Raw genomic sequence first — 13,266 nt, 5'->3', positions numbered from 1 at the left:
TCCTCCAGGCGCCGGTTATATCTGGCTCGGCGCTTTACGTCGCTTACGTTGCCTAAGCTGCCTCGGCTGCTGCGCAAACCGGGAGCGAGGTAACCGGATAATCCACCTGATGCCTCGCGATTCGCAAATGGCCCAGTTCCTCCCTGACGCGCAGATGCTCGGCATGCTGCGCATAAGCGGCCAATGACTCGTGTGAATCGAACTCCGAATACAGGACGACGTCGCACGCGTAATCGACGCGGCTAATGTCTACCCCTACCTCCATACGCAGCAAGCCGGGGATCTTGCCCATCAACCCTTCGAACGCCGTCTTGAGGCGCAATGCCCCGTCGGCTTTGTCCTCCGGCGTATCGCCTTTCACATTCCACATCACGATGTGTTTGATCATCGGATCACTCTGTTTTTTGAAGGTGAAGATGCGAGTGGCTCGGGCGCCGGCTGCTGGGCCAATGGACCAATGGCAGACTGGCGTTACACGGCAATCAACGCCCCTTACTGGTTGCGGTGACGTTCGCCATCGAGCCGGTTGAGAACAAACGTGAAATCGAGCGTGCTGAACGGGCTTTCCTGATGACTGCCGTCCGGTGCCTTGCCGGATTCGTGACGCTCCCAGTTGGCGATCAGCGACGAACGCACGCCAAACACGGCGTCCGAGTCGAGGTACTTGTCGCCCGAACGGAACACATGCGTAATGAGCCGTTCGTAGCCCGGTGCGTCGATCATGAAATGCAGGTGAGCGGGCCGCCACGGATGGCGCCCCAGCGCCGCGAGCATGCGGCCCACCGGGCCGTCGTGCGGGATCGGATACGACTCCGCAGTGATCGAGCGGAAATGGAACGATCCGTCCGCGAGACTGTGCAGTGTGCCGCGTCCATGCGCGCTCCCCGCCTCGGCGTACTGAACATCGTAGAAACCGTCGGAATCCGCCTGCCAGACGTCGATACGGGCGTTCGCAATCGCTTCGCCGTCCAGACCGGTTACCCGGCCGGTCACGAAGCATGGCTCGCCCTTTGCGCCGTTGCCGACATCGTCGCCGTTCTCATAGTGCGGCGCGTCCTCGACAAAGAACGGCCCAAATACGGTGGACTCGGTGCAGCCTCGCGGTTTGCGATTGTTGAGCGCGGTGACCAGCATCGACAGCCCCAAGGTGTCCGAAAGGAGAATGAACTCCTGCCGCTTGTCGTCGGTGATGTGTCCCACGTCGGTCAGGAACTGGATGCCGTGGAACCACTCTTCTTCGGACAGTTGAACGTCCCGGGCGAACGCATGCAGATGCTGCACGATGCTCGTCATGATCTGCTTCAGGCGCGGATTCTCGGCCTCGGTGTGGCGGGCCAGCACGATCTGCGTGATCGTGTCTTCGTCGATATTGCGCATGACGTCTCCAATATGGGTCTGCTTTGGGTCAAAATATAGTCGACCGATGGACGGTGAAAAAGTCTCGTAGCGGGAAACACAATCCCTCGTAGCGGGAAACAGGAGACGTCAGTGGATAAATGGATGGAAATCCAGTTGTTCGTGCAAACGGCAGAACGGGGAAGCATTTCGAAAGCTGCGGAGGCCTTGGGTCTGTCCACGTCAGCGGCCGGCCGCCACCTCGCGAATCTCGAGCAGCGGCTGGGCGCCCGGCTGGTGGAACGCAATACGCGGCGGCTCTTTCTGACCGAGGTGGGCGACGAGTTTTATCGGCGCTGCCGCAATATCACGTCGGAAATGAACGAAGCCGAGGCGCTCGTCAGCTCGGCGCTGCTAAGCCCAATGGGGACGCTGCGCGTCACCGCCTCCGTGTCGTTTTGCTCGCAGATCATCGCCCCGCTGCTGCCCGAATTCTCCGCGCGTTATCCGAAGCTCAACGTCGCGGTCACGGCGGCAAACCGATACTTCGATCTGATCGAAAGCGGCATTGATCTCGCCATCCGCACGCGCGAGCACGAAGCGGATTCTGGGCTGGTGATTCGCCGTCTTGCGGAAACACGGCGAATTCTGGCGGCCTCGCCGGAATATCTCGCCCGGCACGGCACGCCGAAAACGCTCGACGAACTCGACGGCCATCAATTCCTGATCTATACGCTTGCGAACAATCCTTACGAACTGACGTTTTCGAATGGCGACGAGAACCGCACGGTGAAGATCAACGGTCTGCTCGAATCGAACGAAGGACAGGTGATCTGCAAGGCGGGACTCAATGGCCTCGGCATCGTGATCCAGCCGGTCTACATCATTCATGACGACGTGATTGCGGGCAGGCTCGTGCCGATTGTCGACGACTGGGATTTGCCGCCATTGAAGATCAACCTGGCCTATCAGAACCGCAAATACATCTCGTCCAAGGTGCGCGCCTTTACGGATTTTCTGATCGAGCATTTCGGCTCGATGGAGTATGAGCGGAGATGGACCCAGAGGTGGCTGCACACCGGCGGCGAGAAGGCCTCGTTGCGGTAAGGTGTGCCGGCAAAATGTCAGATTAGCGGTGAGGACTTACACCTCAACGACCTGGCCGCGATTCCATTTTTCCGCGCGGCACAGGACGCGCTGACGAACGCCCCACGGCATGCCACGGCTATGCAAGTGGCCGTGACGCTATCTGCGGACGACCACGACTGCCATCTGCGCATCCACGACGATGGGGTCGGCCTCCCGAAAGAATGGAAGCTTCGGCCTGACGCGTTCGGCCTGCGCGGCGTGCTTGAACGAATAGCTCAGCTGGGCGGAAATCTGTTCATCAAGGGCAAACCCGGCGACGGGGTGACGATCGCCGCGAAAGTGCCGCTGTCACGAATCACCGTCCCAGGCTAGTTCCTCGGGCGCCCTTTCCGTTGCCAAACTAAAGATCAGCGATCCGTTGCCGGGCAAGCCTATTGATCGTAGCAACGGCGATCGTAAATTCGCCCGCCTTGTCAAAGAAATAGTCGGCCCCCGCTGCTGCCGCCGCGCGTCCGACACCGGCAGGAAATGTTTGGTCAGGACGATCTGCATCGCGGGGCAGCGTGCCGACTGGAGCCTGCCGATAATATCCAGCCCGCTGCCAACCCGAAGATGGAAGTCGACGAGCACCAAGTTTGGCGTCAGCTGAAGAATCTCTTCGACTGCAACGATTGCGTCGTCGGAGGTTCCGACCACTATCGCCGGTCCCGATGATTCGATTGGCGCGACCAGTTGCCGAAGTACGACCTCTGAATGTAAGCGGCTCGGCATGGCCGGTCCCCGAGGGGCGCGCGCGTGAGGCATGATGTGAGGGCGCGGAGAGATCTGGATAGATCACGTGAGATCGTGTCCGTGTTCGTCTGAACTGCACGCCAAAAGCTAGACCTTATGGGTCCAGTTCAAGCGAGGATTGGACACGGTGCTCAGACAGTCGAGTTATCTGCCAAGCGTCAGAACCAACGACATCCGTTGGAGAGGAAGCGATCGGTCGTCGAGCGGACCTTTGACCCCGGTGCCGCAGCCCCCCGGATCGCCCGCGAAAACAACATCAACGCCAACCAGGTGTGGGCGTGGCGCAAACTGTACACACAGGGTCTGCTGGTAGAAGACACGACTGATCGAGGTTGGCCGCTATGCGGGGGCAGGCCAACGAGCCGCACTCTTCGCCGTCCGGAGACGTTCGCCTTTCTGGGCTTCATCTTTATCTGCGGCCGGTCGCGGCGCGGTGCCTTCCTGCTGAAACGGAAGAGTCGCGGCGACCGGATGCGGGCGAAGCTCAGGGAATGCGCAACGCCGATCCTGCTTTCCGGTCCACTCGGGCACGTTCCCGAAATGCCCGGTCACGTTCGTCCGAAATACGCAGCGAGGATCTGTAGCGTGTGGGCCCGTGCGCACCTTGAGACAAGTATTACCCCGAGGCAGCGGCGATGAGAGCGTGCTCTTTGAGCGAGAGACGCACATCAATGCGCTTCTCCTTCGCAACAGCCTTTCGCCTGGACATCGCCCCGTCAAATGCCCGGTGGCAGTTCCGGTGTGCTTCGCCTCTTATCAGAATCGATGCACGATTCCGACGCCTGCGGCAAAGAGGCTCCGTGACGATGACGGCGTGCCGTTGAAGCCGTCGCCGATCGTCGCAGTCGCACCAATAATCTGAGACTTACCAGCTGTGCCTAAGGTCTGGCCACCGGCACGCTCGTAGGCCTCAAGCGCATACAACCCCGTTCGCTTGGAAAGGCTGTAGTACTGTGACAGATTGAACTGTTGATAACTGGCCGAGCTTGTGATGCCGTTGGAGCGCGTCGCGCGGGTATAGCTGTACCCCCCTCCAAGATCAACTGGAGGTACTGGTCGCCAATGAAGCACGACGCCAACGGTGTTGAATATCGCAGTGTCGGTAAAGGCAGACTGCTTTCCTGGAATGTATTGGACGTTTGAATAGGCTATGGATACGTCGAAGGTTCTACTGACTCGATACACTCCGTCCACTGCATAGCGTTGCTGTGCGCGCCCTGTTTGATATCCGTTGGTCACGGCAGAGACCCCCAGCTCGGCTCCATTGTTCGACATCGTTGAGGCTGCGCCCCACGGACCACCGTTAGGATTCGAATTATTTGTCTTCTGAAAAGCCGTTGCAACGCCAATCGGCCCGATTTCGTATTGAAGTGCGCTGGCCCAGGTACTGCCACTATTGAAACTTCCTGGCACGCCTCCAACGGAATATGAACCGTAAGCAGTTAGCCCGAAGAAATTTGGCGACTGATAGAGCACCGTGTTGTTAGCGCGATAGCCTGTGTCGAAGCCATCCAGGTCGCCAGGATGAGCGCCAAAATATCCCGTCAGGATGTTCGTGGGACTGTAGTGGGATAACGCCTGATAGTATGCGGCGTACTGGCGCCCGATCGTTACAGTTCCGTACGCTTGCTGCGTCAAACCGACGTATGCGGCACGTCCAAACATCGCATTCGTATACTGCAGTCCGCCGTTTGCGCTGTTTATGCCGCTTTCAAGCCTGAAGATTGTCTTCAGTCCGCCGCCCAGATCTTCAGTTCCGAAAAAGCCGAATTTGCTGGCATTCCAGACGCCCTGCGACATTTCCACCACCGATCTTCCCTTGGTGGTCGAACCCAGTGATGTCTGGCTGCTCGCATACGCAAGTCCAGTATCAATGCTCCCATACAACGTAACGCTGGATTGAGCAACCGCAGACAACGCGATTGTTGCTCCTGCTCCGATTACAGCGCCATTTGCCATCAACTTTCTTTTCATCGACTGTCTCCATTCACAAGTTTTTTTAGGAAAATATTTCAACCCGTACATCAGCTGACTCCCGCCAAGAGTTCGCTGTATTTGCCATGCAGTTTGCCGCTGTCCCAGCGTCATCCTGAGTCGAGTCTGTTCCTACTGCCAATACCACCGTTTCAATCGGCAAACCTCCAGACTTCAACGCACGCAGTTCTGTAAGCTGCGGTCATTCTGTATCTAGAACTGCTGCGTTACGCCGATAGTTGCCACGATTTGGTGATTGCGGGCAGCAGGACTAGCGGCCGTGATCGCAGCAACTGCATGCTGCCCTGTCGAGTCAGTCCCACTGGCCTTTTGGTAGATACCAACTGCATAGAGTGACGTCCCTTTCGACAGAGCGTAGAACGCACCAACATCGACTTGCTGATATGTCGCGCCGTTGGCACCACTCGCCCCCCCGTTTCTCATATAGACATAAACGGTTCCAAGCTGGAGAGCCGGACCGACCTGATATCTCAGATTGACCTCCCCGGTGTTGAACGTTGCGGTACCCTGGTACGCCTTCTCCGTGCTGTTCAAACCGGCAACTGTCACGGTGCCGAGGTTCTTGAACTGTGTGTTGCTGTAGACGAGTCCGACGGTTGCCGGGCCAACTGTATAAGATCCATCCGCCGCAAGAATCTGTTGGGATCCGGCCGCCGCATAGCCTTGTTGCACAGGACTTGTAATGTTGATTCCGGTCACACTATCGTTAGCCTTGTTTCCGTAGAACGAGAAATTCGGATTCTTGATAAACGTATAGACCGCACCCAGCACGACGGGTCCGAATTGGTAGCCCGCTGCAAAGTCGAAAATCTCGTTCTGTGTGAAGTTGCCAGCCTTTCCGCCTAGGCTATACAGAGCTGCGACATTGAAGCCTTTTGATGTTGGACTTTGATATCTGAGCGCGTTGTTGGCGCGGTTAAAGTTGTCGAGATTGTCAACGTCTCCCGCGCGCGCCATATCCGGTACCTGATGCCGCCCACTGCCCACCCGCCTCCAGTGTGCCGACGTACTGGTAGCCATCCGGATTCTGGCGGCCCAATGTAAAGGTGCCATAGCGGCTGCTGCTAAGACCGACCCACGCCTGCCGTCCTATCAGGGTTCCGTTCTGCCCCAAGCTACCTGTAGTTGTACTGAATCTTCCCTCAAGGTCAAATACCGCAGAGAGACCGCCACCAAGACCCTCTGAGCCTTTCAACCCCCACCGGCTTGCATAACCATTCCCGCTTGTAACGGCATATTGGCGAGCGCCGCCAGCGTTCGAGTTGAACGTTAGCCCTGCGTCAACGATACCGTACAGGGTCACACTACTCTGAGCATACGAATGGGTTGAATAGATGGCGATCGCTAACGCGGCCATCGAGGCGTTTTTCTTGGGCTACCCCAACCCTTAAAAATTAAATTTCTTTGTAATTCGGATACTAATGATATGTAGTATGCAAGACGGGTTATCTGCATCACCTCACCAGAGAGACCCGTTGACAAGTCAACGGCGGGACCATTTCAAGGACTTCTTCCAGAAGTCGGACTGCAAATCCCGGCAACAGCGCGAACTTGGTTCACTTCATACCTCGGCAAAGGCGAAAAAGGTACCAAGTAGGGCTGGGCACCTACGACGTTCGTGTAGCCCGAGAGCGAACGTCAACCTCCGATACCGTGCGCTAAACCCGTCGAATGCAGATCATTCGGGAAGGATGACACGAGGATCGACGGCGCATGCAATCTCGCGACTCAAGTCAAAATGGCCGGTCGAGCCGCCACCGATTTCTGACTTGTATGCGGACGTACGAAAGGCATCCTCCGCAGCCTCCACCGAATCGAACCAGAACTCTGATGCACCGTCGAAATCTTCATGAGCGGGGAGCACCTCTCCCGCGAGATATCGACTTTGTCCGGCTATCAGCACGTTCTGGCGGTAGCCGCGTAATTCCCTGCTAAAATCCTTTTGATCAAGTACGATTTCTCTGTGCTGGGACGTCCAGTAGTCAGTGAATTCCCGCAACGACAGATCGGCACGTCGACGATGAAAGATGAACACCTTCACCGCTGAGCTTCCTGGCACAACAACGTGTTCCAGCGTTTTGAGAACGATAGTGCGCTCTCGATCCAGAAAGCTCTTCTCGTCGGGAATTACACGTTCGCGAAATACAGGAAGTTCAGGAAATGTCGGTCCACTCTCCGTTCCCGGACGAACGTAAACTTGAGTTACTCCATCATACGGAAACTGCCAGTCGGCCAGATTACCCGCACCAATCAAATGGCTCTGCACGTACCCACTGCGCAGTTCTACCCACTCCGGAATCGACCTCAGAACCGTGGGATGGACTTCGTACCAGTGATCGCAGAACTGCTCATGGCTGAGCGTCGGCAAGCGTTTGAGCAGGTAAAGGGGTTTCTGTCGTGGTTTGGATGATGCCATTTGTTTCCTCAACGTAAAAAATCTGGAAATCTTCTCAAGATGTAGGGTTGACTCAAGCTTTAATACGAAATATCGGCCTCGCGTGTTTCTTTTGAAATCAGGACACAGAGCATCGAGATCAGACAGAATGCGATCAGAAAAACAATGACTCCGACGACGCTGGTGCCGCCGCTGGAAGCGAAGATGGATGTCACGATCAATGGAGTAAGGCCAGCGCCGAGCGTGGATCCGAGTTGATAACCGATAGAGGCGCCCGTGTAGCGAGTTCTCGTGCTGAATTTCTCACTTAGAAAGGCACCGAGTGCTCCATAAATTGGCCCCGCTGCAAATGAACCAAGGAGCCAGAAGGCAAACATCGTCAGATAGGGGTTACCTTTGGAGACCAGCACAAAATTTGGACCCACCAACATAATGGAGAGCAGAAATCCGACCAGCAGCAGTGGCCTGCGTCCGTATTTGTCACTCAGGTGAGCACAGATGGGAAACCAGACGAGGTTGACACCGTTCGCAATCGCCAACGCAAACAATGCAACGCTTGAGTCGAATCCCAAACGCCGAATATAAGTCTGTGTGAAGGTCGCGCCGACAATAAAAATGGCGAGCGGCCCAGCAGCCGTGACCACGGCTAGAATGACCGCCTTCCATTCGTAGCGCAGCAGCTGCACAAGAGGGAAGCGACTAATCTCGCCCTCGTGCTTGAGTGCTTCAAGGAAAAGGGGTGATTCGCTTACCCGCTTACGTATGTAGAGTCCTATGACTAGCAAGAGCGCGCTAAGCAGGAAAGGCACGCGCCATCCCCACTGCAGAAACTGGTTATCGGGCAACAGTCTGACAATCCCGAACGCAAGCGACGCAAGCACAGTCCCCGTTGGCGCACCAATCGCGATGAGCGAGGCGTAAAATCCTCGCCGTTTCTGGTCACAGTGTTCAACTGCCATCATCAGTGCTCCACCGTACTCACCGCCCACGGCAATCCCTTGGACGACGCGCAGGATCAGGAGCAACGCTGGGGCTAACAAGCCTATGGTATGCGGCGTCGGAAGCAGACCGACAAGTGTCGACGCGATGCCCATCATCGTCATCGTGATGACCAGCATGCGCTTTCGGCCTAGCCGGTCGCCGAAGTGCCCGAAGACGATCCCGCCCAACGGCCGGGCCACGTAACCTGCGGCAAATGTCGCATAGGCCGCAATCGTCGCCATCAGCGGCGTCAGGTTACCGAAGAAGACCGGCCCAAAGACGAGCGCCGCGGCGGTGCTGTACAGAAGAAAGTCATAGAATTCGATCGCACACCCGAGATAACCGGAAAGGACGACGCGCCCAACTTCGCGATGATCCAGATTCGAATAATGTGCCGGCCCCGACAGCAAAGCTGCATCTGATGTCGTGCTCATGTGTCTCATGTGTCTCCTCAACTGTGTCTATATTGACACTGCTCCAATGACGCCAATCTGCTTCGCCAATGCCACCAGTCATCGAACAATGATTCGCATTACGAAATACTGTAAAAAAGTAAAACGGATAGCGTTCAGTACGCCGCCTTTTGATCAGGAACCCAACTCAGCATCAACGCTCTTCAGCGATTTCTTTCAGCTCCACCTTTTCAGTAACGTGCAAAGTCCGACAGACGAGCTGGACGGCATCGTTCCAGTCACACTAGTGGCTGCCGGGTGTCCGAAATTCCTCACGAATGAGGCACGCTTCGTTTGCCTTGGTTGGTCATAAACGTCGATGATGTGTGGCGTTGATCACGGCTGGTTGTCATGTCGCGGACGCAAGCATGAAAGGCTCCTTCCGCGGTCCGATCTTTGTCTCGAGCGTGTATAGAGAAGAGGATGCGGTAAGGAACAGCGTCCTCCAGTCCGCCCCCCCCCAATGCATGTTGCCAACGCGCTCAGGCATTCGAACCTTTCCGATCAATCGACCCATGGGCGAATAGACCCACAGTCCGTCGGGTGCGGTCACCCAGATATTGCCGGCCTCATCACATTTCATGCCGTCAGGCAGACCAGGAAGATCTTCTTGCGCGATGCCTTCCGCGAAAATTCGACCGTTGGTCAGGGATCCGTCCGCCTGGACATCGTAGACACGGATGTTAGTCTGCTCGGTGTCGTTGACGTAGAGCAGCTTTTCGTCGGGCGAGAAGCACAGTCCATTGGGTTGATCAAAGGTCGTTCGATTGACCAGAAGCTGCGGCTCACCGCCGTCCGGCTTGATGCGATAGACACCCTGGAAATCGAGTTCAGCCGAAATGGGAAGACCGCCGAACTCAGGCATACGGCCGTAGAGTGGGTCGGTGAAGTAGATCGACCCATCGCTGCGGACCACAATGTCGTTCGGGCTATTGAGCGCGCGCCCCTCGAAATGCGTCGCCAGCTTGGTGCGCGTTCCATCCGGCGCGTAGCGCGTCACTGCGAAATCCGCCTGCTCGCACACCAGGAGGTTCAGAGCGCAATCATAGGTCATCCCATTGCCGTTGTGGCTTGGCCGCGCCACCTCAACGATCCCGTCCTTATCCCACCGGCGACGCACGTCGCCGGGAATGTCCGAGAAGAGCATATAGTGCTCAGTCGGATGCCACACTGGCCCCTCGACCCAAATGTAGCCAGTTCCGACTTGCCGAGGAGCGCTGTCAAGATCAATCAGTTGCTCGAAGCTGGGATGAAGAGCCTTGTGTGGCATTGTCAAAGCTCCGCTAGTCAGCCGCTTTCGAACCCGGGCCGCCCTTCAAGGCAAAGCGACCCGGCCACTGATCCTCAATCTCCGACACGCGATACGAGATGCGCCACTTGCCGTCCGGCTCACGGCGCATTTTGTCGAAATACCGCCCCATACCCCAAATGAAGGATGGCTCGCCATCGCGTGGATCGAAGCGGAACATATAGCTCACCACTTCGGCGGTATCGCCGTCGATCTTGACCTGCGGATTAAAGGCCAAGTGCTTGTGATACAGATCAGGAGCATGCGAATGGCGGCTCGCAAAGTCGATCGTGCCGGCTTCGCCCTCCCAACGGTTGACCGAACCGTCGAGCCGCTTCGTCTCGCGGATCGCGTCCTTGGTGAAGACATCGACCAAACGATCGAAGTCGCCGTAGTCGAGCGCCTGGCCATATTGATTGAGCGTATCGACTATTGCATTGTGATCCTCGAGTGCCTGAAGGCGAACCTTAAGCTCCTCGATATCTCTATCCGTCATGCTTTTCTCCAAATCCGCAAGTTTCGAACGGCCTTTAAACCAGCCGATCGACGCGGTGTCGCTATACATACCAAACGGGATGTGGCCGGACGCCGACTGGCCACACCCGCACTATAGTTTGGAAGACACGGCCGGAGGAAGCCGATAGGATGAAATGTCTTTTCCGATATGCGGAAAAAGCGGCGGTGCTTTGGAGCTTTGTGCAGGCGAAACTAGTCTAAAAATAGGGACAGGGATAGGTGCGTCGGATGGTGCGCCTGGTCACCATGTTGGTCAGCCTAGTTCGATGCTTTGGACGGGCGGCGATCGAAGCTCGTCCATTTGCTTTCGTAGTCCATCTGGTGAAAGTGCTCGACCAGAAAATCAATGAAAGTTCGGACCTTTGCCGACATGTGTCGGCGACTTTGAAAAGCCAAGTTGATCTCCAAACGTGGTAAGTCCCATTCGTCGAGAACCGATATGAGGCGACCTGCAATCAAGTCGTCATAGACTAGGCATTTCGGCTGCACGAGAATACCCATGCCTGTGAGAGCTGCTGCGCGCAGCACATGGCCGTCATTCGATTCGAGCAAACCTTTTACCTTCACCTCCACTGTTTCGTCGCCGCGACGAAATACGAGATCATTCGGGTTGTTGTCATAGGTGTAGATGAGCATCGGCAGGTTTGAGAGCGCTTCGACCGAATCCGGCATCCCGTGCTTGTTGCGATATTCGGGTGAAATAGTCAGGATTCGGCGCGTTTGGGCCAGCCGACGGATCATAATGCCGGAATCGTTCTCATATTCCCGTGCTCGGATCGCGACGTCGATATTGTTGTCGACGAGATCGTAGTAACGGTTCGCCACCTCGACATGGACAGTGACGTTGGGATAGCGCGCCGTGTATTTGTCGAGCAGCGGCGCGATATGAACTGAGAAAAACAGCGATGCCGATATGCGCAGGATGCCAGTAGGATTGAGGCGCGTGGCGTTGACCGCGAGATCGGCGTCCCGCATGTCGCCTAGGAAGGCCTTACAGCTACGGTAGTAACTTTCGCCGACCTCGGAAAGCGTAAGCCGACGGGTGCTTCGATTGATCAAGCGGGCTCCAAGCCGCTCCTCAAGAGACCACAGATGGCGGCTGGCTGCCGCGTTCGACATATCAAGTGCTTCCGCTGCTTTCGAAAGACTCCCAAGCTCCGCGGTCTGGACGAATACCTCAAACTCTTTCCACCGATCCACGTATCTCTCCCCTGTTCCTCATTGTCGATTGGAGGCCATAATAGTCCTTGATCCGGTTTAGCAGAAATGTGATTTAAGCCGATCCGCGCTACAGCCTGTGGCATGGCTAACATACAATGGGCACAGTCGGAGGCAAAAAGGCACGCGCTGGCACAGCGCGTACACTTCAGGAGGAAGCTGAAAAGTATGTCCCAAGCCTCCCTCGCTATGTCCCATCCGCAGCCCTATGCGGGACATTCCTGTGCGCTTCTTGATCGTTGTCACCCACAGCATACATCTGCCGCGTACTATTCCGATCGTGACGTCGTTCGCGTCGGGGATTGCGGTTACGCTACCGAGTCGGCTCTGAACAATCCGTAGAGCCTTGAACCGTGCGGGTTGCCGTTAGAGATCTTGTTGTTGGAATTGCAGCGACCTGGCATATTGCTGCGTGTGTCCTGCAAATTGTGGCGAGGATCACGACTTCAGTCGCCCACTAGAACACGCATCGTTTATTTCGCGCTGGTCGGGACGCGCCACGCCGATACCCGCGACGAGCGTGCCCGGTTGCAGCGATATGCCGTATATCACCGGTGTCGCTGCACGGTCGACACCACGACGATATCGGCGCCAGCGAAGTGTCCGTCGTTCGTTGCATGCGTGTGGATGCCATGGCGTTCGTGCGGCAACTCGGCGAAAGCGCTTGCTTCGCTCGCATCCGGTGCATACACCGAAATCTGGTCGGGCGCGAAGGTCCCGATGAACGGATCCACATGCGCACGCGCCTGCATACCGCAACCGGCGACACCCAGCCGGCGGCTATTTGCGCGGGCCATAGGAGCGGTCGCCAGTACGGTGTTCGCGGCGGTCCTGAAGCGCGTGAGCTCGTCGCCTTCCATCAGCGCGAGCAGGCAGCCGTCGCTGAGCGACATCAGCGCGATGCGGCTGCGCGGCTTAACGGCGCGTCACCGCGATATTGCCTCGTACACACTGCGCATCGCCGTGAGCGCATCGCTGCCGCTCAGAACGGCCGCGATCTGCGGGTTGCTGTAGAGCTTCGTGGACTCAGACATAAGATGTGCCCTCCGCGATCAGGCAACCGGGCTACTCAGCCAGCAGCCTTGGCTTGTGTCGGCCGGATCGCAGAAGTGTTGGCGTTCACCGAATCCTGACCCACAGTTTTCATCTAAATTTGACCCACCCCGAGACAGCGTAGTACATCTATTCCGGTGTGGATAACTCTT

General features: G+C 56.7%; 15 protein-coding genes. 3 read left to right on the top strand and 12 right to left on the bottom strand.

Annotated elements, in window-relative coordinates:
• Positions 1-52: 52 nt before the first annotated feature.
• Both C7401_RS30975 and C7401_RS30970 read right to left on the bottom strand, forming a co-directional pair.
• Positions 53-388: a Dabb family protein gene (locus C7401_RS30975; RefSeq protein ID WP_112175221.1), complete on the bottom strand. Its 336-nt coding sequence runs from the start codon at positions 386-388 to the stop codon at positions 53-55.
• A 104-nt stretch (positions 389-492) separates the two neighbouring features.
• Positions 493-1,377, bottom strand: a complete 885-nt coding sequence (locus tag C7401_RS30970; protein WP_112175220.1) for an intradiol ring-cleavage dioxygenase — start codon at positions 1,375-1,377, stop codon at positions 493-495.
• A 111-nt stretch (positions 1,378-1,488) separates the two neighbouring features.
• On the opposite strand from C7401_RS30970, the gene C7401_RS30965 reads away from it, so the two are divergent.
• Both C7401_RS30965 and C7401_RS30960 read left to right on the top strand, forming a co-directional pair.
• Positions 1,489-2,442 (top strand): LysR family transcriptional regulator, encoded by a 954-nt coding sequence (locus C7401_RS30965; RefSeq protein ID WP_112175219.1) that lies wholly within the window; start codon positions 1,489-1,491, stop codon positions 2,440-2,442.
• Between the two features lie 3 nt (positions 2,443-2,445).
• Positions 2,446-2,796 (top strand): sensor histidine kinase, encoded by a 351-nt coding sequence (locus C7401_RS30960; protein WP_112175218.1) that lies wholly within the window; start codon positions 2,446-2,448, stop codon positions 2,794-2,796.
• On the opposite strand, the gene C7401_RS44575 is transcribed toward C7401_RS30960, so the two are convergent.
• On the bottom strand, positions 2,773-3,195 hold the full coding sequence (locus C7401_RS44575) for a response regulator (RefSeq protein WP_220092873.1): 423 nt from the start codon (positions 3,193-3,195) through the stop codon (positions 2,773-2,775). The two genes, C7401_RS30960 and C7401_RS44575, sit on opposite strands and share 24 nt — an antisense overlap.
• 117 nt (positions 3,196-3,312) lie before the next feature.
• Here C7401_RS44575 and C7401_RS46175 point away from each other — a divergent pair, with 117 nt between their 5' ends.
• A complete protein-coding gene (locus C7401_RS46175) occupies positions 3,313-3,855 on the top strand; it encodes a transposase (RefSeq protein WP_112175217.1) in 543 nt (180 codons plus the stop codon).
• Positions 3,856-3,972: 117 nt separating this feature from the next.
• Here C7401_RS46175 and C7401_RS30950 read toward each other — a convergent pair whose 3' ends face one another.
• The 9 genes from C7401_RS30950 to C7401_RS30915 form a co-directional block, all read right to left on the bottom strand.
• A complete protein-coding gene (locus C7401_RS30950; protein ID WP_112175216.1) occupies positions 3,973-5,190 on the bottom strand; it encodes a porin in 1,218 nt (405 codons plus the stop codon).
• 213 nt (positions 5,191-5,403) lie between these two features.
• A complete protein-coding gene (locus C7401_RS30945; RefSeq protein WP_258397293.1) occupies positions 5,404-6,231 on the bottom strand; it encodes a porin in 828 nt (275 codons plus the stop codon).
• On the bottom strand, positions 6,146-6,568 hold the full coding sequence (locus tag C7401_RS45710; protein ID WP_258397292.1) for a porin: 423 nt from the start codon (positions 6,566-6,568) through the stop codon (positions 6,146-6,148). Before C7401_RS45710 ends, C7401_RS30945 begins: the two co-directional genes overlap by 86 nt.
• 321 nt (positions 6,569-6,889) lie before the next feature.
• Entirely contained in the window at positions 6,890-7,627 is a 738-nt protein-coding gene (locus C7401_RS30940) for an EthD domain-containing protein (protein ID WP_112175215.1), read from the bottom strand.
• 59 nt (positions 7,628-7,686) lie between these two features.
• Complete coding sequence (locus C7401_RS30935; RefSeq protein WP_112175214.1) at positions 7,687-9,021, bottom strand: MFS transporter; 1,335 nt, start codon at positions 9,019-9,021, stop codon at positions 7,687-7,689.
• Positions 9,022-9,388: 367 nt separating this feature from the next.
• Positions 9,389-10,309 (bottom strand): SMP-30/gluconolactonase/LRE family protein, encoded by a 921-nt coding sequence (locus C7401_RS30930; RefSeq protein WP_112175213.1) that lies wholly within the window; start codon positions 10,307-10,309, stop codon positions 9,389-9,391.
• 13 nt (positions 10,310-10,322) lie between these two features.
• A complete protein-coding gene (locus C7401_RS30925) occupies positions 10,323-10,892 on the bottom strand; it encodes a nuclear transport factor 2 family protein (RefSeq protein ID WP_112175212.1) in 570 nt (189 codons plus the stop codon).
• A 209-nt stretch (positions 10,893-11,101) separates the two neighbouring features.
• The gene (locus C7401_RS30920; protein ID WP_112175211.1) at positions 11,102-12,043 is read right to left on the bottom strand and encodes a LysR family transcriptional regulator; all 942 of its coding nucleotides are present in this window, start codon (positions 12,041-12,043) and stop codon (positions 11,102-11,104) included.
• 566 nt (positions 12,044-12,609) lie between these two features.
• The gene (locus C7401_RS30915; RefSeq protein WP_112175210.1) at positions 12,610-12,954 is read right to left on the bottom strand and encodes a hypothetical protein; all 345 of its coding nucleotides are present in this window, start codon (positions 12,952-12,954) and stop codon (positions 12,610-12,612) included.
• Positions 12,955-13,266: the final 312 nt, after the last annotated feature.

It is taken from the genome of Paraburkholderia unamae (genome assembly GCF_003268775.1).
Classification (GTDB): domain Bacteria; phylum Pseudomonadota; class Gammaproteobacteria; order Burkholderiales; family Burkholderiaceae; genus Paraburkholderia; species Paraburkholderia unamae.
Note: the sequence above shows the minus strand (reverse complement) of the source record. Positions and strands in the feature narration are given on the sequence as shown.

What these genes read in the sequence shown, in the direction of transcription:
- C7401_RS30945 (WP_258397293.1), bottom strand. Translation starts at nt 6,231, where the DNA reads ATGGCTACCAGTACGTCGGCACACTGGAGGCGGGTGGGCAGTGGGCGG.
- C7401_RS30940 (WP_112175215.1), bottom strand. Translation starts at nt 7,627, where the DNA reads ATGGCATCATCCAAACCACGACAGAAACCCCTTTACCTGCTCAAACGC.
- C7401_RS30930 (WP_112175213.1), bottom strand. Translation starts at nt 10,309, where the DNA reads ATGCCACACAAGGCTCTTCATCCCAGCTTCGAGCAACTGATTGATCTT.
- C7401_RS45710 (WP_258397292.1), bottom strand. Translation starts at nt 6,568, where the DNA reads ATGGCCGCGTTAGCGATCGCCATCTATTCAACCCATTCGTATGCTCAG.
- C7401_RS30970 (WP_112175220.1), bottom strand. Translation starts at nt 1,377, where the DNA reads ATGCGCAATATCGACGAAGACACGATCACGCAGATCGTGCTGGCCCGC.
- C7401_RS30915 (WP_112175210.1), bottom strand. Translation starts at nt 12,954, where the DNA reads ATGTCGCTCAGCGACGGCTGCCTGCTCGCGCTGATGGAAGGCGACGAG.
- C7401_RS30935 (WP_112175214.1), bottom strand. Translation starts at nt 9,021, where the DNA reads ATGAGCACGACATCAGATGCAGCTTTGCTGTCGGGGCCGGCACATTAT.
- C7401_RS30925 (WP_112175212.1), bottom strand. Translation starts at nt 10,892, where the DNA reads ATGTATAGCGACACCGCGTCGATCGGCTGGTTTAAAGGCCGTTCGAAA.
- C7401_RS44575 (WP_220092873.1), bottom strand. Translation starts at nt 3,195, where the DNA reads ATGCCGAGCCGCTTACATTCAGAGGTCGTACTTCGGCAACTGGTCGCG.
- C7401_RS30950 (WP_112175216.1), bottom strand. Translation starts at nt 5,190, where the DNA reads ATGAAAAGAAAGTTGATGGCAAATGGCGCTGTAATCGGAGCAGGAGCA.
- C7401_RS46175 (WP_112175217.1), top strand. Translation starts at nt 3,313, where the DNA reads ATGGGTCCAGTTCAAGCGAGGATTGGACACGGTGCTCAGACAGTCGAG.
- C7401_RS30975 (WP_112175221.1), bottom strand. Translation starts at nt 388, where the DNA reads ATGATCAAACACATCGTGATGTGGAATGTGAAAGGCGATACGCCGGAG.